18 protein-coding genes are annotated in these 17,524 nt (G+C 64.3%); 6 read left to right on the top strand and 12 right to left on the bottom strand.

The window, feature by feature from the left end; translation table 11 throughout:
- Positions 1–25 precede the first annotated feature (25 nt).
- Positions 26–622 (top strand): NAD(P)H-dependent oxidoreductase, encoded by a 597-nt coding sequence (locus OGL92_RS06550; protein ID WP_263141917.1) that lies wholly within the window; start codon positions 26–28, stop codon positions 620–622.
- A gap of 61 nt (positions 623–683) precedes the next feature.
- Here OGL92_RS06550 and queF read toward each other — a convergent pair whose 3' ends face one another.
- Both queF and OGL92_RS06540 read right to left on the bottom strand, forming a co-directional pair.
- Positions 684–1,514, bottom strand: a complete 831-nt coding sequence (gene queF / locus OGL92_RS06545) for an NADPH-dependent 7-cyano-7-deazaguanine reductase QueF (protein WP_263141915.1) — start codon at positions 1,512–1,514, stop codon at positions 684–686.
- A gap of 122 nt (positions 1,515–1,636) precedes the next feature.
- The gene (locus OGL92_RS06540) at positions 1,637–2,188 is read right to left on the bottom strand and encodes a plastocyanin/azurin family copper-binding protein (RefSeq protein WP_263141913.1); all 552 of its coding nucleotides are present in this window, start codon (positions 2,186–2,188) and stop codon (positions 1,637–1,639) included.
- 148 nt (positions 2,189–2,336) lie between these two features.
- Here OGL92_RS06540 and OGL92_RS06535 point away from each other — a divergent pair, with 148 nt between their 5' ends.
- Positions 2,337–3,017 carry a heavy metal response regulator transcription factor gene (locus OGL92_RS06535; protein WP_263141909.1) on the top strand — a complete coding sequence of 227 codons (681 nt, stop codon included), beginning with the start codon at positions 2,337–2,339 and terminating at the stop codon, positions 3,015–3,017.
- Positions 3,017–4,390, top strand: a complete 1,374-nt coding sequence (locus OGL92_RS06530; protein ID WP_276583793.1) for a heavy metal sensor histidine kinase — start codon at positions 3,017–3,019, stop codon at positions 4,388–4,390. The genes OGL92_RS06535 and OGL92_RS06530 overlap by 1 nt, the downstream gene beginning before the upstream one ends.
- Positions 4,391–4,446: 56 nt before the next feature.
- On the opposite strand, the gene OGL92_RS06525 is transcribed toward OGL92_RS06530, so the two are convergent.
- From OGL92_RS06525 to OGL92_RS06515, 3 genes are all read right to left on the bottom strand, one after another.
- The gene (locus OGL92_RS06525; protein ID WP_263141907.1) at positions 4,447–5,223 is read right to left on the bottom strand and encodes an ABC transporter permease; all 777 of its coding nucleotides are present in this window, start codon (positions 5,221–5,223) and stop codon (positions 4,447–4,449) included.
- Positions 5,220–6,152 (bottom strand): ABC transporter ATP-binding protein, encoded by a 933-nt coding sequence (locus OGL92_RS06520; RefSeq protein ID WP_263141904.1) that lies wholly within the window; start codon positions 6,150–6,152, stop codon positions 5,220–5,222. Before OGL92_RS06520 ends, OGL92_RS06525 begins: the two co-directional genes overlap by 4 nt.
- 65 nt (positions 6,153–6,217) lie before the next feature.
- On the bottom strand, positions 6,218–6,838 hold the full coding sequence (locus tag OGL92_RS06515) for a glutathione S-transferase (RefSeq protein WP_263141903.1): 621 nt from the start codon (positions 6,836–6,838) through the stop codon (positions 6,218–6,220).
- 462 nt (positions 6,839–7,300) lie between these two features.
- Between OGL92_RS06515 and OGL92_RS06510 the strand changes: the two genes are divergently transcribed.
- Together OGL92_RS06510 and OGL92_RS06505 are read left to right on the top strand one after the other, a co-directional pair.
- Complete coding sequence (locus OGL92_RS06510) at positions 7,301–9,748, top strand: acyl-CoA dehydrogenase (protein ID WP_263141901.1); 2,448 nt, start codon at positions 7,301–7,303, stop codon at positions 9,746–9,748.
- Between the two features lie 73 nt (positions 9,749–9,821).
- Positions 9,822–10,232: a PA2817 family protein gene (locus OGL92_RS06505; RefSeq protein ID WP_263141898.1), complete on the top strand. Its 411-nt coding sequence runs from the start codon at positions 9,822–9,824 to the stop codon at positions 10,230–10,232.
- 54 nt (positions 10,233–10,286) lie between these two features.
- Here OGL92_RS06505 and OGL92_RS06500 read toward each other — a convergent pair whose 3' ends face one another.
- The 5 genes from OGL92_RS06500 to OGL92_RS06480 all read right to left on the bottom strand — a co-directional run bounded on the left by OGL92_RS06500 (position 10,287) and on the right by OGL92_RS06480 (position 14,278).
- The gene (locus OGL92_RS06500; RefSeq protein ID WP_263141897.1) at positions 10,287–11,096 is read right to left on the bottom strand and encodes an OmpA family protein; all 810 of its coding nucleotides are present in this window, start codon (positions 11,094–11,096) and stop codon (positions 10,287–10,289) included.
- On the bottom strand, positions 11,093–11,449 hold the full coding sequence (locus OGL92_RS06495; protein ID WP_263141895.1) for a DUF4398 domain-containing protein: 357 nt from the start codon (positions 11,447–11,449) through the stop codon (positions 11,093–11,095). The genes OGL92_RS06500 and OGL92_RS06495 overlap by 4 nt, the downstream gene beginning before the upstream one ends.
- A gap of 9 nt (positions 11,450–11,458) precedes the next feature.
- Positions 11,459–12,280 (bottom strand): transporter substrate-binding domain-containing protein, encoded by an 822-nt coding sequence (locus tag OGL92_RS06490; protein WP_263141894.1) that lies wholly within the window; start codon positions 12,278–12,280, stop codon positions 11,459–11,461.
- A gap of 319 nt (positions 12,281–12,599) precedes the next feature.
- On the bottom strand, positions 12,600–13,529 hold the full coding sequence (locus tag OGL92_RS06485) for an FAD-binding protein (protein ID WP_263141891.1): 930 nt from the start codon (positions 13,527–13,529) through the stop codon (positions 12,600–12,602).
- Entirely contained in the window at positions 13,529–14,278 is a 750-nt protein-coding gene (locus OGL92_RS06480; RefSeq protein ID WP_263141889.1) for an electron transfer flavoprotein subunit beta/FixA family protein, read from the bottom strand. The genes OGL92_RS06485 and OGL92_RS06480 overlap by 1 nt, the downstream gene beginning before the upstream one ends.
- A gap of 315 nt (positions 14,279–14,593) precedes the next feature.
- On the opposite strand from OGL92_RS06480, the gene OGL92_RS06475 reads away from it, so the two are divergent.
- On the top strand, positions 14,594–16,246 hold the full coding sequence (locus tag OGL92_RS06475; RefSeq protein ID WP_263141888.1) for an electron transfer flavoprotein-ubiquinone oxidoreductase: 1,653 nt from the start codon (positions 14,594–14,596) through the stop codon (positions 16,244–16,246).
- A gap of 64 nt (positions 16,247–16,310) precedes the next feature.
- Here the strand turns inward: OGL92_RS06475 and OGL92_RS06470 are convergent, their stop codons facing one another.
- Both OGL92_RS06470 and OGL92_RS06465 read right to left on the bottom strand, forming a co-directional pair.
- Positions 16,311–16,880, bottom strand: coding sequence for a DUF1285 domain-containing protein (locus OGL92_RS06470; protein ID WP_263141886.1), 570 nt, complete (start codon positions 16,878–16,880; stop codon positions 16,311–16,313).
- A 9-nt stretch (positions 16,881–16,889) separates the two neighbouring features.
- Positions 16,890–17,492 (bottom strand): DUF4823 domain-containing protein, encoded by a 603-nt coding sequence (locus OGL92_RS06465; RefSeq protein WP_263141884.1) that lies wholly within the window; start codon positions 17,490–17,492, stop codon positions 16,890–16,892.
- Positions 17,493–17,524 lie beyond the last annotated feature (32 nt).

The raw sequence follows: 17,524 nt of genomic DNA, 5'->3' as shown, positions 1-17,524 counted from the left end.
CCCTCACCCTTCAGGAGCGCTCAGCATGTTGAATTTCGCCCTCGTCGCCGGCTCCGGCCGTCCCAACAGCCAGTCGGGCAAGGTCGCTCGTTATCTGCGTCAACGCCTGATCGACCTCGGCCTGAGCAGCGAGGAACAGACCAGCATCGTCGATCTGGGCCAGGAACCCCTTGCCCAATGGCCCGATCCCCAGAGCGCTGCCTGGATCGCCCACGCCGCCAAGTTGCAAGCCGCCGACGCGGTGGTGATCGTCGCGCCGGAATGGCACGGCATGGCCGCGCCGGCGGTGAAGAACTTCTTCGTATACGCCAGCAAGGCCGAACTCGGCCACAAGCCCGGCCTGCTGGTGGGCGTCTCCTCGGGCATCGGCGGCGCCTACCCGATCAGCGAACTGCGCGCGTCCGGCTACAAGAACTGCCGCCTGGGCTATCTGCCCGAGCACCTGATCGTGCGCCACGTGGAGAAGGTGCTGAACACGCCCGAGGCGGAGAGCGAGGACGACCGTCGCATCCGCGCCCGCGCCGACTACGCCCTGGACATCCTCGGCAAGTACGCCGAGGCGTTGAAACCGGTGCGCGCGGCCATCGACATGGAAAACCCCGCCTTCGCCACCGGTATGTGAGGGACCGCCGCCCGGCGCGGCATGGGCGCCCGGCCGGCTCCTGCGCGCCGGCGAGCCGCCCTCACTGCCGCGCCAGGCGGCGATTGTCGGTCACGACATCCTGGGTGCTGCGGTACGGGTTGATGTCCAACCCGCCGCGCCGCACGTAGCGCGCATACACGGTCAGGCGCTCCGGCGCCAGCAGCCGCTGCAGATCGAGGAAGATGCGCTCCACGCATTGCTCGTGAAAATCCGCATGCTGGCGAAAGCTCACCAGATAGGCGAGCAGGCTGGCGGGATCCAGCGCCGCGCCGCGGTAGTCGACCACCAGCGAACCCCAGTCCGGCTGGCCGGTCACCGGGCAATTGGATTTCAGCAAATGGCTGTGGAGGACCTCCTCCACCGGTTCCTCGCCGCGACGACGCAACAGCTCGGCGCGAGGCCGCTCGTACTCGGCGATGTCGATCTCCAATTCGTCGATGCAGCGCCCCGGCAGCAGCACCACGCCCTCCGCGGCCACTTCCCCCAGACCGCGTACCCGCACCCGCACCGCGGCACCCGCCACCGCCGACAGATCGCGGGCCAGCACGGACGCCAGCTCTTCCGGGCCGGCGAACGGCGTCTGGTTGAGGGAGTTGAGGTAGAGCTTGAAGGACTTCGATTCGATGATGTTCGGCGAATCCGCGGGGATCGCGAATTCGCCGATGGCCACCGCGGGCTTGCCGGACGGGGTCAGCCAGGACAACTCATAGCAGTTCCAGTAGTCCACGCCGCGGTAGGGCAATTGCTCACCGTCCACGCCCAATTCGGCCCATTTAGGCGCACGGGAAATCGGGAACAACAGCGAGGGCGAATAATGGGCGACGTACTCACTGGCTTTGCCCAGCGGCGAAGCCTCGGCGGGATGCGACATGACAGCGAACCGGTAGGACGAGAAGAGCCGGCATTATAGGGGGCCGGCGCCTCCCGTGGCGCACGCCCGTCGACTCTTCGCCGCCCGCCGAGTCGGCCCGCCCGCCGCTTCCACAGCCGTCGCTATCGGGGCTGAACGACGACGCGCCCGACCATCCCGGCCTGGTAGTGGCCGGGTACGTTGCAGGCGAACTCGAGCCCGGTGGCTTCCTTGAAGGTCCAGGTCAGCTCCGCGGTCTGGCCCGGCGGCACCAGCACGCTGTTCGGATCGTCGTGCGTCATGCCGCCGTGGGGCATGGCGCCATGGTCCATGCCGGCCATCTGCCCATGTTCCGCCGTGCCCTGCTTCATCCCGGTCGGGGTCAGCATGCCGGACTGCTGCATCTTGAGCATTTCCTGTTGGTGCCGGGCATGCATGGCGGCGTCGCCCAGGTTGAACTCGTGCAGCAGGCTGCCTTCGTTCTTCAGGACGAAGCGCAGGGTTTCGCCGGCCTTCACCTCCACCGCCGCCGGCCGGTAGAACATGTCCCCCAGGACGATTTCGACGGTGCGATCGGCCTGGCTCGCCTGGGCAGGCGCCCCGAAGGCATAACCGCCGGCCGGGGCGTCCGCCCAGGCCGCTGAAACGAGGCTGCCGGCTATCGATGCGGACAGGCCGAGGACACGAAGGAACATTAGCGAACTCCAGGAGCGGAAACAGGACCTCAGCGTACCCCTGCGCGGCTGGCGCCTGGCTGACCGGAGCATTACAAAGCTGTCAGCTTCGCCGATGAGGTTCCACTCGGGGTATAAAGCCCGGGACACCCGAAGCGGCGAACGACCGATGAAACTGCTGATCGTCGAAGACGAACCGAAAACCGGCCACTACCTGCGCCAAGGCCTCAACGAAGTCGGATTCACCGCCGAACTGGCTCGCGATGGCCTGGACGGCGAACACCGCGCGCTGTCCGGCGATTACGACCTGATCATCCTCGACGTGATGTTGCCCGGCCGCGATGGCTGGCAGGTGCTGCGGGCGATCCGCGCAGCGGGATCGGCGGTGCCGGTGCTGTTCCTCACCGCCCGCGATGCCGTGGCGGACCGGGTGAAAGGCCTGGAACAGGGCGCCGACGATTACCTGGTCAAGCCGTTCGCCTTCGCCGAACTGCTGGCCCGGGTCCGCAGCCTGTTGCGCCGCGGGCAGGCACAGCCCCAGGACAACCACTTGCAATGCGCGGACCTGCGCCTGGACCTGCTGCGCCGGCGGGTCGAGCGCGCCGGGCGGCGCATCGACCTGAGCGCCAAGGAGTTCGCCCTGCTCGAACTGCTCCTGCGCCGCCAGGGCGAGGTGTTGCCGAAATCACTGATCGCCTCGCAGGTCTGGGACATGAATTTCGACAGCGACACCAATGTCATCGAGGTCGCCATCCGCCGCCTGCGGGCCAAGGTGGACGAGGGTTTCCCACGTGCGCTGATCCACACCCTGCGCGGCATGGGCTACGTGCTCGAGGCGCGCGACAGCTGATGCGCCGCCTGTCCCTGAGCGCCCGCATGGGCCTGCTGTTCGCCGTCTGTACGGCGGCGGTCTCGCTGCTGGCGGGTGTGCTCTTCGACCGTGCCAGCGAAACCCACTTCATCGAGCTGGACCGGCAACTGCTCGAAAGCCGGCTGGCGGTTTTCCGCAGCCTGTTGAGCGGCGTGGAGCATCCGACGCAGTTGGACGCCCGCCGCGCCGGCGTGGAACAGGAGCTCGCCCGCCACCCCGACCTGGGCCTGCACCTGGAGGGCCCGGCCGGCGAGCCCTGGTTCGACAGCCTGCCGAATGTGACCGAGCCGCCCGCGAACCACCATGCCGCGTCCGGAGGCGGGCGCGACGCGGTGGCCTATCGCACCCTCGATGCGCCGCTGGATGACAGCCGGGCGGACTCGCCGCGCCTACGGCTGCTGCTGGACATCACCCACCACCAGCACTTCCTCGAGCGCATGCAGCGGTTGATCTGGCTCACCGTTGGGCTGTCGGCCCTGGCCACGGCGCTGCTGGGCGCCTGGGTGGCGCGCGATGGGTTGCGGCCGCTGCGGCGGATGACCGAGCTGGCGGCGCGGATTTCCGCTCGCTCGCTCACCGAACGCTTGCCGGAGGACCAGGCGCCAGCGGAACTGGCGGAATTGATCGCCACCTTCAACGGCATGCTGGCGCGCCTGGAGGATGCCTTCGGGCGCCTGTCCGCATTCTCGGCGGACATCGCCCATGAACTGCGGACGCCGTTATCCAACCTGCTCACCCAGACCCAAGTGGTATTGGGGCGGGACCGGCCGGCGGAGGAGTACCGGGAAACCCTTCACTCCAACCTGGAGGAATTGCAGCGCCTGGCGCAGATGGTCAACGACATGCTCTTCCTGGCCAAGGCGGAGCACGGCCTGCTGGCCCCGAACCGGCAACCGCTGCAGTTGGCCGAGGAGCTCGATGCGCTCCTGGACTATTTCGCGCCCCTCGCCGAAGAGCGGCACATCGAGCTGCGCCGCCACGGCGTCGCCTGCCTGGCCGCCGATCGCAGCATGCTTCGCCGCGCCCTGTCCAACCTGCTGGACAACGCGCTGCGCTTCACTCCGGACGATGGCCAGGTCTGCGTCGACCTCGCCGAAACGCAGAGCGGCGTGAACATCCGCCTGGCCAACAGCGGACCACCGATCCCGGCGGACGCCCTGCCGCGCCTGTTCGACCGCTTCTACCGGGCCGACCCCGCACGCCGCGAGGGTTCCGGCGAACACGCCGGCCTCGGCCTGGCCATCACCCGCTCCATCGTCCTCGCCCATGGCGGGGAGATTCGCGTGGAAACGGGTGCGGACGGTACCTGCTTCGTACTGGCGTTCGCTCGACCCGAGTCGCTGCGCCGCTAGGCGAATAAGCCGCCGGCAGACGCCGGCAGCTGCTCAGGAAACCCCGGCCCGAAGGGTCATTGCCGCATCCCGCGCCCACTCACCAACAGGCGCACGCAGCTGACGTAGAGGATCGCGGTGGTGAGCAACATCAAGCCGATGGCCACGCCGATGTCGATGTCGGACACGCCGAGGATGCCGTAGCGGAAGGCATTGACCATGTGCAGGATCGGATTGCCCAGCGAGATCGTCTGCCAGAACGGCGGCAGCAGGTGGATCGAGTAGAACACTCCGCCCAGGTAGGTCAGCGGCGTCAGCACGAAGGTGGGAATGATCGAGATGTCGTCGAAGTTGCGGGCGAACACCGCGTTGATGAAGCCCCCCAGGGAGAAGATGGTGGCGGTGAGGACCACCACCAGCACCGTGATGCCCAGGTGATGCACTTGCAGCTTGGTGAAGAACAGCGACAGCAGGGTGACGATGAAACCCACCGCCAGCCCGCGCAGGACGCCGCCGATGGTGTAGCCGAGCAGGATGGTGTGGGGCGATACCGGGGCCACCATCAGCTCTTCCACCGAGCGCTGGAACTTGCTGCCGAAGAAACTGGAGACCACGTTGCCGTAAGCGTTGGTGATCACCGACATCATGATCAGCCCGGGCACGATGTATTCCATGTAGGTGAAACCGCCCATCGCGCCGATCTGCCGGCCGATGAGGCTGCCGAAGATGACGAAGTACAGCACCATGGTGATCGCCGGCGGTAGCAGGGTCTGCGCCCAGATGCGCATGAAGCGCCGCACTTCGCGGTAGACGATGGTGTTGAGGGCCACCAGGTTGGGACGCAACTCGCTCATACGGCCACCTTCGCCAGATTCTTTTCCACCAGCGAAACGAAGAGTTCCTCGAGGCGATTGGTTTTGTTGCGCAGGCTCAGCACCTCGACGCGCTGGTTCGCCAGCAGGCCGAACAACTCGGTCATGCCCCGGCTCTTGTCCACCTGGACTTCGAGGGTGTGATCGTCCAGCAGCCGCGTCGGATAGCCCGGCAACGTCGGCGCCGCGGCCAGGGGCACCTTCAGGTCGAGCAGGAAGGTCTCCACGTGGAGCTTGCCCAGCAGGCCGCGCATGCTGGTGTTCTCGACGATGGTGCCGTGGTCGATGATGCCGATGTTGCGGCAGAGCTGTTCGGCCTCCTCCAGGTAATGGGTGGTGAGGATGATGGTGATGCCCTGCCGGTTCTGCTCGGTGAGGAAGCTCCACATCGAGCGGCGCAGTTCGATGTCCACGCCGGCGGTGGGTTCGTCGAGGATCAGCAGGCGTGGCCGGTGCACCAGCGCCCGGGCGATCATCAAACGCCGCTTCATGCCGCCCGAAAGGGTGCGGGACTGCTCGTCGCGCTTGTCCCAGAGACCGAGCTGGGTCAGGTACTGCTCGGCGCGGACCTTGGCTTCGCGGGCGGGGATGCCGTAGTAGCCGGCCTGGGTCACGACGATGTCGAAGACCTTCTCGAACTGGTTGAAATTGAATTCCTGCGGCACCACGCCCAGGCACCGCTTGAGCGCGTAGGGCTCGCGGTCGAGGTCGTGGCCGAATACGTTCACCGAGCCGCTGGTCTTGTTCACCAGAGTCGAGAGAATGCCGATGGTGGTGGACTTGCCGGCACCGTTGGGCCCGAGCAAGGCGAAGAAGTCGCCTTCGGCTACATCCAGGTCGATCCCCTTGAGGGCCTGGAAGCCATTGCCGTAGGTTTTGGTCAACTGCCGGATGGACAGAGCAGAACTCATGAAATGCACGCCAAATGGAGGAAGAAGCTAGATAAAGGTTAAGGCCGGTAAATACAACCCATGGTTCAGGTCAAGGGTGTCATTACCCCGCGGCGGAATGCCGGCCGCTGCTGCAAGCGCGCGTACCAGGCCGCCAGATACGGCAGGTCCGGGCGCTCGATGGGCATCTCGAACCAGGCATAGATGAAGCTTCCCAGGGGAATGTCGCCCATGGCGAATGCGTCGCCGGACAGGTAGGGCTGGTTCGCCAGGGTCCGCTCGGGCACTTCGAGCAACGTGCCGCAGCGCTCCAGCGCGACGGCGATGGCCTGGGGATCGCGCGCCTCCAGCGGTGTCCGCAACACGCCCCAGAACAGCGGGCGGAACGCCCCGGCCAGACTCGAGGTGGTCCAGTCCATCCATTTATCGCCACCGGCACGCACCGCCGCATCCGCGGGATAGAGCGTCCCGTCGCCGTAGCGAGCGGCCAGGTAACGCACGATGGCGTTGGACTCCCAGAGCACCAGCCCGTCGTCTTCCAGGGTCGGCACCAGGCCGTTGGGATTGCGCCGACGATAGTCCGCTTCGTCGACCCGGCCGAATGCGCCCCCGGCGTCGACGGATTCATAGGCCACGCCCACTTCCTCGGCGCACCAAAGCACCTTGCGCACGTTGGAAGAGTTTTTCCGTCCCCAGATTTTCAGCATCGAAACCTCTCCATCGGCGAATGCATTTTTGTGAGGCCTGCACCCTACCGATCCTGGCGGCGGGAAAAAAGAGCGGATCGCCGATGGTGATCATCGACATGAGCGATCATCGCCCCGGGTCCTGCTTCGACCGGCTTCCGGCGCCCCAGGCTCGCCGACTCGGCCACGTTCATCGAAGGGCGCAACGGCCAGGATTCGCGATGACCGAGCAGTCATTTCTCCGCCGATGCGCAAGGGGCCGAAGGCCAGCGAACGGAATCCCCGGTGGGGGGTCACTATCCACGAGCGGCACGTCGTCGACAGGCTAAGGTTTCCATCGCGCAGGTTCCAGGGCGCAGTCGAGCCGGAAGCCTTACCAAGCGCGAACATCCGTTGCCGCTCCCGTCCTTGCGCCTATCGGCTAAAAAGGACCAAGCTCATGACGACGGACGATCCGTCCACCGTCATCACGGAGGATTTTGCATGTTGCTGCTTTGGTTAGTCGTACTGGTGCTCGGCGTCGCGTTCCTGGCGCACCGGCGTGTCTCGCCCCTGCCCGCCCTGGGCATCGTGGCGGTCTACCTGATCGCCATGGGCGTGTTCAGCCGATCGCCCGGCTGGTTGCTGGTGATACTCTGGCTGTTGCTGTTCGCGGTGGCCATTCCATTGGCGTTCGCCGACCTGCGCCGCAAGCTGTTCACCGCGCCGCTGTTCGACTGGTTCCAGAAGGTCCTGCCGCCCATGTCCGAGACCGAGCGCGACGCCATCGAGGCGGGCACGGTCTGGTGGGATGGCGAACTGTTCAGCGGTCGTCCCGACTGGGACAAGCTGCTGAGCTATCCGAAGCCGCGCCTCACCGAAGAAGAACAAGCCTTCCTGGATGGCCCGACCGAAGAACTCTGCGCCATGGTCACCGATTGGGAAATCGGCCAGGCGATGGACCTTCCACCGCGCGCCTGGGAACACATCAAGCAGCATGGCTTCTTCGCCCTGATCATTCCCAAGGAATATGGCGGCAAGGGTTTTTCCGCCTATGCCCACTCCCAGGTGGCGATGAAACTCGCGACCCGCAGCGGCGACCTCGCCTCCACCGTCATGGTCCCCAACTCCCTGGGCCCGGCCGAACTGTTGCTGCACTACGGCACCGACGAGCAGCGCAACCATTACCTGCCGCGCCTCGCCCGCGGCGACGACATCCCCTGCTTCGCCCTGACCGGCCCGCTGGCCGGCTCCGACGCTGGAGCCATGCCGGACGTCGGCATCGTCTGCAAGGGCCAGTGGCAAGGCGAGGACGTCATCGGCCTGCGCCTCACCTGGGAAAAGCGCTACATCACCCTGGGGCCGGTGGCCACCCTGCTCGGCCTCGCCTTCAAGGCGTATGACCCCGAACACCTGCTGGGCGACGAAGTGGACCTGGGGATCAGCCTGGCGCTGGTGCCCACCGATACCCCCGGCGTGAATATCGGGCGCCGCCACGTGCCCCTGGGCGCCGCCTTCATGAACGGCCCGAACCACGGCACCGACGTCTTCGTGCCCCTGGACTACCTGATCGGCGGCCAACCCATGCTCGGCAAGGGCTGGATGATGCTGATGAATTGCCTCTCCGTCGGCCGCTCCATCTCCTTGCCGGCCGTCGGCACCGGCGCCGCCAAGTACACCAGCCTGGTCACCGGCCAGTACACCCGCGTCCGCGAGCAGTTCAACGTGCCACTGTCGGCCTTCGAAGGCATCCAGGAAGCCATGGCGCGTATCGGCGGCAATGCCTGGCTGATGGACAGCGCGCGCATCCTGACGGCCAATGCCGTCGACCTGGGCGAGAAGCCCTCGGTGCTCTCGGCGATCCTGAAATATCACCTGACCGAACGCGGCCGCGAATGCATCGTGCACGCTATGGATGTGCATGGCGGCAAGGGCATCATCATGGGGCCGAACAACTATCTGGGACGCTCGTGGCAGGGAGCGCCCATCTTCATCACCGTGGAAGGCGCCAACATCCTCTCGCGCAACCTGATGATCTTCGGTCAGGGCGCGATCCGTTGCCATCCGTTCGTGCTCAAGGAGATGGCCCTCGCCCATCGCGAAGACAAGGACCAGGCACTGCGTGAATTCGATGGCCTGCTGTTGCAACACATCGGGTTCGCGGTGAGCAATGCGGCCAGCACCCTGCTGCTGAGCTTGAGCCTCGGCGGTTTCGGCCGCGTGCCGGGGGACGGCCTGAGCCGGCCATATTACCGCGCCCTCAACCGGCTGGCGGCTGCCTTCGCCATGCTCGCCGACTTCAGCATGATGCTGCTGGGCGGCGAATTGAAACGCCGCGAACGCCTGTCGGCTCGCCTGGGCGACGTGCTCAGTCACCTTTACCTGGCGTCTGCGGCGCTCAAGCGCTACCACGACCAGGACAACCCTGAACACCTGCGACCGCTGCTGCAGTGGGCGATGGAAGAGAGCCTCGGCCAGGCGGAAAAAGCGCTGGACGCGTTGCTGCACAACTTCCCCAATCGCTTCTTCGGAGTTCTGCTGCGGGTGCTGGTCTTCCCCTTCGGCCGTCGGCACAAGGGTCCTTCCGATGCCCTGGACGCCGAGGTGGCCTCGATCATCGGGCGACCGAAAGGCGATGCCGCCCTCGAGGAAGTGCTCGACGGGTGCTTCCGGCCGCAGAACGCGGACGATGCGGTCGGCGCCCTGCAACACGCCGTGGACAGCCTCGACAAGGCACTGCCCCTGCAGAAGAAACTGCACAAGGCGCATAAGGAGGGTGGGTTCAAGGCCGCGCCTGGGCAGAACCTCATCGACGCGGCGCGCCAGGCCGAGCTGCTCAGCAGCGAAGAGGCCGATGCCATGCACGTGGCCGAAAAGGCGCGGCGCAAGGTCATCGACGTCGACGACTTCAGCAAGGAAGAGCTGCTTCTCGGCGTGAACGCCGTCCGCTGACTAGCGGCCAGGCAGGACATTGGGCGCGCGGAGTTCTATACTCCCGCGCCCGTTTCGTTCATAGGACCCTGCCATGGCTCTCGCGCATCTCGACCATCACCTTGTCCTGCTCGACCATCTGCGCGGCATCCTGGTCGCCCTGGGTGAGGCGGAGCAGGTCTCCGACGACACCCATGCGCTCTTCCTCGAGCGTTTCGACGAACTGCGCGCCGAACTGCCCCGCGATCCTGAAAACAGCCTGTACCTGGGCCAGGACCTGCTCAGCCAGATCTTCCATCGCTATCCGCAAATCGCCCACCTGGTTCCCCGCGACCTGCTGTGGTTCTTCGGCGGCGACTGCCTGCACTACATGCCGGACGACGAAATAGCCCTGTATCAAGCGCTGGAAGAACGTCGCTTCGAAGCCGAGCAACAGGACGAGCCCTTCGATTGGAACCAGGAAAAGCAACTGCTGGCCCTCGCCGCGGACAGCAGCAGGCACTGAATGGTCGGCGCGGCCCGCCGCGCCCGTTCGATCGGCGTGAATAGCCCGGTAGCCTCAGCGCGGGTGTGCCAGCGTGCCCTTCTCGTTCGAGAAAACGATTTCCACCCGACGGTTCTGCGCCCGTCCGCGATTGGAGGCGTTGTCCGCCACCGGATAGGCCTCTCCGTAGCCCTCCACCTGGATGCGGGTCGGGTCTACCCCCAGGTCCACCAGCACATCGGCCACCGTCTGTGCCCGTGCCCGCGACAGGCGCAGGTTCTCGTCCCGATCCCCACTGCTGTCGCTGTAGCCTTCGATGCGCACGATGCGCTTGGGATTGAGCTGCAGGAACTGCACAAGCTTGAGCACGGTCCGGTTGGCCGAGGGTTTCAGCTCAGCCTGACCCGCATCGAACAGCACGTCGCCCAAGGTCATCACCAGGCCCCGATCGGTCTCGGTGGTCACCAGGCTGACCATCTGCTCTTCGAGCCATTTTCCCTGTTCTTGCACGCTGAGCAGCTTGGCTTCGCGCAGCGACAACTGCAGACGCTCGCGCTCCAGCTGTAGCTTGGCGAGGCGCTCCTGATTCAGGACGCGCTCGCTGTGTTCGCTGGCGATATCGCTGTAACGGCGACTCAGGTAGGCATAGTGCTCGACATCGTCGGCATTGCCCCAGTAATTCGACAGCCGCTCGGCACGCGCCAACGACTCGCCCGCGCGGATCAGATCCCTGGGCGCGCTGCGCAGTACATCGGGGTTTTCCTTGACCTGCTGGTAGCGATCCCGCGCGGCGTCGAGCACCTGCTCTTCGCTCTGTTGTGCGGCACAGCCGCCGAGACCGGCCAGGCTCAGCAGCAAGGGCAGGCAGGCGCTTCGACGATTCATGGGCGCTCCCCCACTTGCTTGCGCAGACGCTCGATACGCGTGTTCAGTTCGGCGAGCTGTTCCTGGCTCTTGCGTGTCAGCACCTTGGCCTCGGCCAGCCGGGCATCCAGTTCGGCCTGCTCCGCCAGGACGCGGGCCCGCTTGTAATCTTCCTCGGCCATGTTCTTCTGCGCCCGGGCCAGCTTGTCCTCGGCCAGGGCCAGTTCTTCCACCTGGTCATCCGCACCGACGGCCTTGGCCTGCGCCAGCACCTGTTCGGTCAGGCGCAACTGCTCGAGGGGCTGTGGATCCTTGGCGCATCCGCTCAGCGCGATAACGGCCAGCGCGAAAGCCGGTAAGCATTTTACGATCACGGGAACATCCTACTCATTAGGCACGCTGGTGGACTTCTGCTGCATCCGCCAACGTTCCAGATTGCGGCGTAGCAAGGTGTCAGGTACGCCGGCGGCGGTCAATTCTGTCATTTTTTTGGCCAACTGTCCGCGCAGCCAGGGCTCGTTACAGGCCGAGTTGTGAGACAGCGCGAGGAACAGGCCTTCGCTGGAGATCGGCGGCTCCAAGGCCTCGATATCCTCGGCCATGCCCAGCGCCTCGGCCAGCGCCAGGCCCGGATAGCGTTCGTAGAGCACGTACTCGGTACGTTGCAGCAATAACTTCTGATAGGCCTGGGTCAGGCTGGGGACGGTTTCCAGCGTGAGATTGTCCTTGGCGAATTTATCGAAGTCCTGACCGAAGCTGTTGTTCACCAGGGTGCCGCCGGTATGCCCGCGCAAATCGTTCCAGTTGGAATAGGAGAACTCCTGCCCTCTCCGGATCCATACCACGCTGGGGGTCAGGAAGGTGGCAGGGTGGATGAAATCCATGGTTTCCAGGCGCGCCAGGGTGATGAAGGCGCCAGCGACCATATCGACACGGCCGGTCCGCACCTCTTCCTGTGCCCGCGACCAGGGCCCGGTGTAGATGAGGTCGATACGAATGCCCAGCTCACTGGCGATCTGTGCGAGCAGATCCGCATTTGCGCCTACCAACTGGTGGGGATTACCGGGGTCGCGCCATAGATAGGGGGGATATTCGGGGTTTCCGGTCGCGACCAAGCGTTCGCATTTGTTGGCACTGAGGGCGAATGCCGGCAGGCATGAAAAAAACAGCAGGACGAATGATTTTCTCAGAGGGCTATCGCGCATGCTGACTACTCGCCTATACGTTCGAAGGGCGCTTACCACGCCGTTTTACCATCTCATGCTGGATGAAGCGCAGTCTAAATAATTATTCGCGATAAAAGAGTACTGATTCAGATTCTAGAAATTATCTCGTTCTTCGCCTCATCGAGGGGTTCATAACCCAACCCAGGGACCCGATGCACGGAACCCAAGCCTTGCGAGGGCGCTTGCGGAGCTGACCTGAAATCCCCACGAGCCGCCGGGTCCAGGCATGGACTATAGCTCCGGGAATCGAAAACAAAAAACCCGCTCGAGGCGGGCTTTCTGTGAACCGATTGAGCGATCAGATCGCTTTTTCGAGCTCCGGGATGGCCTCGAACAGATCCGCCACCAAGCCGTAGTCGGCTACCTGGAAGATGGGTGCCTCTTCGTCCTTGTTGATCGCGACGATCACCTTGGAGTCCTTCATCCCCGCCAGATGCTGGATCGCACCGGAGATGCCGACGGCGATGTACAGCTGCGGAGCGACGATCTTGCCGGTCTGACCGACCTGCATGTCGTTCGGTACGAAACCGGCGTCGACAGCCGCACGGGATGCGCCCACTGCGGCACCCAGTTTGTCCGCCAGGGAGTACAGGTGCTTGAAGTTGTCGCCGTTCTGCATGCCACGCCCGCCGGACACGACGATCTTCGCAGCGGTCAGTTCGGGACGATCGGACTTGGCCAGTTCTTCGCCAACGAAGCTGGACTTGCCGGCATCTGCCGGACCGCTGACCGCCTCGGTCGCGGCCGAGCCGCCTTCCGCGGCAGCGGCGTCGAAACCGGTGCTGCGAACGGTGATCACCTTGATCGCGGCGCTGGACTGCACGGTCGCGATGGCGTTGCCGGCATAGATCGGACGCTTGAAGGTATCGGCGCTCTCGACCGAGACGATTTCGGAAATCTGGTCGACGTCCAACTGCGCAGCCACACGGGGAAGAATGTTCTTACCGTTGCTGGTGGCGGCAGCCAGGATATGGCTGTAGGACTTGCCGAGCTCGGCAACCAACGGAGCGACGTTCTCCGGCAATTGGTTCGCATAAGCCGCGTTATCGGCGACCAGCACCTTGGCGACACCGGCGATCTTCGCGGCGGCTTCGGCGGCAGCGCTCACGCCCTGGCCGGCGACCAGCACGTGGATATCGCCCCCGATTTTCTGCGCGGCGGCGACGGTGTTCAGCGTGGCGGGCGCCAGCGCGGCGTTAGTGTGTTCAGCAACAACCAAGATAGTCATCAGATTACCTTCGCCTCGTTCTTCAGTTTCTCGACCAGTTCAGCCACGGACTTGACCTTGACCCCGGCGCTGCGGGCTGCGGGCGCTTCGACCTTCAGGGTCTTCACGCTGGATGCGATGGAAACGCCCAGGGCGTCCGGGGTGACGGTTTCCAGCGGTTTCTTCTTGGCCTTCATGATGTTCGGCAGCGACGCATAGCGCGGCTCGTTCAGGCGCAGGTCGGTGGTCACGATTGCCGGCAGGTTCAGCGAAACGGTCTGCAAGCCGCCATCGATCTCGCGGGTCACGTTGACTTTGTCGCCTGCGACTTCGACCTTGGAGGCGAAGGTGCCCTGGGCGTAGCCAGTCAGCGCGCCGAGCATCTGACCGGTCTGGTTGTTGTCGCTGTCGATGGCCTGCTTGCCGAGGATGACCAACTGCGGCTGCTCCTTCTCGACCACCGCCTTGAGCAGCTTGGCCACGGCCAGGGAGTTCAGCTCCTCGGCGGACTCGACCAGAATGGCACGGTCGGCGCCGAGGGCCAGCGCGGTCCGCAGCTGTTCCTGGGCGGCGCTCGGACCGATGGAGATGACGACGATCTCGCTCGCCACGCCTTTTTCTTTCAGGCGGACGGCTTCTTCCACGGCGATCTCGCAGAAGGGATTCATCGACATCTTGACGTTTGCGAGGTCAACGCCGGAGTTGTCCGCCTTGACGCGAACCTTGACGTTGTAGTCGACCACTCGTTTGACAGCTACAAGAACCTTCATGGATTCCTCGTTATTCTCCGGTGAATAATTGTCGCCTAGGACGAGCCTGGCCGAATCATCGGACGGAACCGACGGTCAGCTCCATACGGCGAGCGCAAAACCGCCCGTATCTTGACCGTATCACCTATTCCGGTCAATACGTCGAGATAGCCCTCCGGGACGCTCGAATGCAGATGCTGTCGGGCTTTGCGGGATTTCAAACAAACGTTTGTATTGGATCGATCGGAGCGTATAGATATAATGCCGCGGCCCAGGTCACAGAAACCTAGCCCTGCATCATAAAAGTACCGATGAGCCTTGAGTAGGAGATTGTCTGTGGAACGCGAATTTATGGAATTCGACGTCGTCATCGTCGGCGCCGGTCCTTCCGGTCTGTCCGCTGCGTGCCGACTGAAGCAGAAGGCCGCCGACGCGGGTCGCGAGATCAGCGTATGCGTGGTCGAAAAGGGTTCCGAAGTCGGCGCCCACATTCTCTCCGGCGCCGTGTTCGAACCGCGCGCCCTGAACGAACTCTTCCCTGACTGGAAGGAGCTCGGCGCACCGCTGAACACCCCGGTCAAGCGCGACGACATCTATTTGCTGAATAGTGCCGACAAAGCCACCAAGGTGCCCAACTTCTTCGTGCCCAAGCCGATGCACAACGAAGGCAACTACATCATCTCCCTGGGCAACCTGTGCCGCTGGCTGGCGCAGCAAGCCGAAAACCTCGGCGTGGAAATCTATCCCGGTTTCGCGGCGCAGGAAGCCCTCATCGACGAACAGGGTGTGGTGCGCGGCATCGTCACCGGTGACCTCGGCGTGGACCGCGAAGGCAACCCGAAGGAAGGCGTCTATACGCCCGGCATGGAGCTGCGTGGCAAGTACACGCTGTTCGCCGAAGGTTGCCGTGGCCACATCGGCAAGCAACTGGGCAAGCGCTACAACCTCGGCGCCGACGCCGATCCGCAGCACTACGGCATCGGCATCAAGGAATTGTGGGAAATCGACCCGGCCAAGCATGAGCAGGGCCTGGTGATCCACACGTCCGGCTGGCCGCTGAACAAAGAGAACCCAGGCGGTTCCTTCCTCTATCACCTGGAAAACAACCAGGTAGTGGTCGGCCTGATCGTCGACCTCGCCTACAGCAACCCGCACTTGTCGCCCTTCGATGAGTTCCAGCGCTACAAGCACCACCCGGTGGTGAAGCAGTACCTGGAAGGCGGCAAGCGCATCTCCTATGGTGCCCGCGCCCTGGTCAAGGGTGGCTTCAATTCGCTGCCGAAGATGGTATTCCCCGGCGGCGCGCTGATCGGCTGCGACCTCGGCACCCTGAACGCCGCGAAGATCAAAGGCAGCCACACCGCGATGAAGTCCGGCATGCTCGCCGCGGAAGCCATCGCCGATGCCCTGGCCGCGGGCCGTGAAGCCGATGAGCTGAACAACTACGTCGAGGGCTTCAAGGCCAGCTGGCTGTACGAGGAGCTCTACCAGACCCGCAATTTCGGACCGGCGATGCACAAGTTCGGCCCTCTGCTCGGCCCGGCCTTCAGCTTCATCGAATACAACCTGCTCGGCGGCAAGCTTCCGGTCACCTTGCACGACACGCGCATGGATCACACCTGCCTGAAGAAGGCCTCCGAAGCCGAGAAAATCAACTATCCGAAGCCGGACGGCAAGCTCAGCTTCGATAAGCTCAGCTCGGTTTTCCTCTCCAATACCAACCACGAAGAGGATCAGCCCTGCCACCTCAAGCTCAAGGACCCGAGCATCCCGATCGAGCAGAACCTGCCCCTGTACGACGAGCCCGCGCAGCGCTACTGCCCGGCCGGCGTGTATGAGGTGGTGAGCAACGACGACGGCAGCAAGCGCTTCCAGATCAACGCGCAGAACTGTGTCCATTGCAAAACCTGCGACATCAAGGACCCGGCCCAGAACATCACCTGGGTGGCGCCCGAAGGCACCGGCGGACCGAACTACCCCAACATGTGACGGAAAAAGAAAAGGCTCCTTCGGGAGCCTTTTTCACGCCTGGACTTCAGGGAAGCACGCGAGTCTAATCCGGCTGCGGCCCGAGGGGAAAGAAGACGCCATCGCTCCAGACACCCAACCAGACCTGCCCATCGATTTCGCGCGGAACCGCGAGCTCCACCAGTTGATAGAACACGCTGCGGCCGATCAGGGCATCCAGATTCGTGCGGACCCGCACATAGGGAGCGGGCTGCTGGGTATCGACGTCCCGCTCCACGCGCAGCGGATGCGCGGGGCCGGCCACGCACTCATCGTCCACCTGGGTGGTGAAGCGCAGCAGTTGCCGCTCGCCCTCACCCTCCACCGCCATAGCGACCGCGACGAACGGCGCATCGTCCACCTGGATTCCGACCTTCTCCACCGGCGTGACCAGGAAATAGTCCTCGCCCTCGCGCCGAATGATGCTGGAAAACAGCTTCACCATCGGCTTGCGCCCGATAGGGCTGCCCAAGTAGTACCAAGTCCCATCGCGGGCAATGCGCATGTCGATGTCGCCACAGAAGTCCGGATTCCACAGGTGCACGGGCGGCGGGCCCTTTTTCGTGCCCTCGGGAATCTGGGCCAACAGGTCCTTGGCTTTGCCGGGTGTGCTCACGCAATGCTCCTATTCGTTGAGGCCCAGTAGCCGACGGGCATAGTCCTCCAGCGGAGGGCCCAGCAAGTCCTCGGGCTTGGCATCGTAGAACGTCAGGAAACCGCCGCGGCTACGAATCCTGGCGGTATCCACCAGATAGCGGGTCGAGGTTTCGATAAGCATTAGTTGGATGACGGCACGATCGGTTCCCAAGCGATCCACGGCTTCTTGGTCCGCCCACTCGTCACCATTGCCGATGCGATCGTCGGCCGCCGCGAAGCGCGCGTACAACAGATAGTGCGCGCCGGCGGCCCGCGCCTGGGCCATGGCTTCTTCCAGCCCCAACGGACCACTGGCCCGGCGAACCAGCGGGAAATACTCGACGAACCCCTTGAACGCTTCCTCCGCCACCACGTTGGGGCGTGGGTAGGCGTCCCCCGGGGGTACGAAATGGCCCTGACCTATATAGATGAAGGAGTCGGGTTGCAGGCGCCAGCTACTGGCACGCTGGGTCCGACTGTGATCGAGAAAACCGGCGTCGCTCAACTGGCTATGTGCGCCGTCGGCCAGGTCGCTGACGCTCATGCAGCCACTCAGACCGAGCAGGAGCAGCGATAGAATCAAAGTACGCATCATGAGACCTCCAGAGCGCCAGCGTCGGAAAA

This window comes from Pseudomonas sp. RIT-PI-AD (assembly GCF_025642785.1).
Lineage (GTDB): Bacteria > Pseudomonadota > Gammaproteobacteria > Pseudomonadales > Pseudomonadaceae > Pseudomonas_T.
The sequence above is the reverse complement of the archived record's forward strand: the minus strand, read 5'-3'. Positions and strand labels throughout refer to the sequence as shown.

Excerpts from the sequence above, each read along its gene's own strand:
- OGL92_RS06550 (WP_263141917.1), top strand. The coding sequence starts at position 26 with ATGTTGAATTTCGCCCTCGTCGCCGGCTCCGGCCGTCCCAACAGCCAG.
- queF (WP_263141915.1), bottom strand. The coding sequence starts at position 1,514 with ATGTCGCATCCCGCCGAGGCTTCGCCGCTGGGCAAAGCCAGTGAGTAC.
- OGL92_RS06540 (WP_263141913.1), bottom strand. The coding sequence starts at position 2,188 with ATGTTCCTTCGTGTCCTCGGCCTGTCCGCATCGATAGCCGGCAGCCTC.
- OGL92_RS06535 (WP_263141909.1), top strand. The coding sequence starts at position 2,337 with ATGAAACTGCTGATCGTCGAAGACGAACCGAAAACCGGCCACTACCTG.
- OGL92_RS06530 (WP_276583793.1), top strand. The coding sequence starts at position 3,017 with ATGCGCCGCCTGTCCCTGAGCGCCCGCATGGGCCTGCTGTTCGCCGTC.
- OGL92_RS06525 (WP_263141907.1), bottom strand. The coding sequence starts at position 5,223 with ATGAGCGAGTTGCGTCCCAACCTGGTGGCCCTCAACACCATCGTCTAC.
- OGL92_RS06520 (WP_263141904.1), bottom strand. The coding sequence starts at position 6,152 with ATGAGTTCTGCTCTGTCCATCCGGCAGTTGACCAAAACCTACGGCAAT.
- OGL92_RS06515 (WP_263141903.1), bottom strand. The coding sequence starts at position 6,838 with ATGCTGAAAATCTGGGGACGGAAAAACTCTTCCAACGTGCGCAAGGTG.
- OGL92_RS06510 (WP_263141901.1), top strand. The coding sequence starts at position 7,301 with ATGTTGCTGCTTTGGTTAGTCGTACTGGTGCTCGGCGTCGCGTTCCTG.
- OGL92_RS06505 (WP_263141898.1), top strand. The coding sequence starts at position 9,822 with ATGGCTCTCGCGCATCTCGACCATCACCTTGTCCTGCTCGACCATCTG.
- OGL92_RS06500 (WP_263141897.1), bottom strand. The coding sequence starts at position 11,096 with ATGAATCGTCGAAGCGCCTGCCTGCCCTTGCTGCTGAGCCTGGCCGGT.
- OGL92_RS06490 (WP_263141894.1), bottom strand. The coding sequence starts at position 12,280 with ATGCGCGATAGCCCTCTGAGAAAATCATTCGTCCTGCTGTTTTTTTCA.
- OGL92_RS06485 (WP_263141891.1), bottom strand. The coding sequence starts at position 13,529 with ATGACTATCTTGGTTGTTGCTGAACACACTAACGCCGCGCTGGCGCCC.
- OGL92_RS06480 (WP_263141889.1), bottom strand. The coding sequence starts at position 14,278 with ATGAAGGTTCTTGTAGCTGTCAAACGAGTGGTCGACTACAACGTCAAG.
- OGL92_RS06465 (WP_263141884.1), bottom strand. The coding sequence starts at position 17,492 with ATGCGTACTTTGATTCTATCGCTGCTCCTGCTCGGTCTGAGTGGCTGC.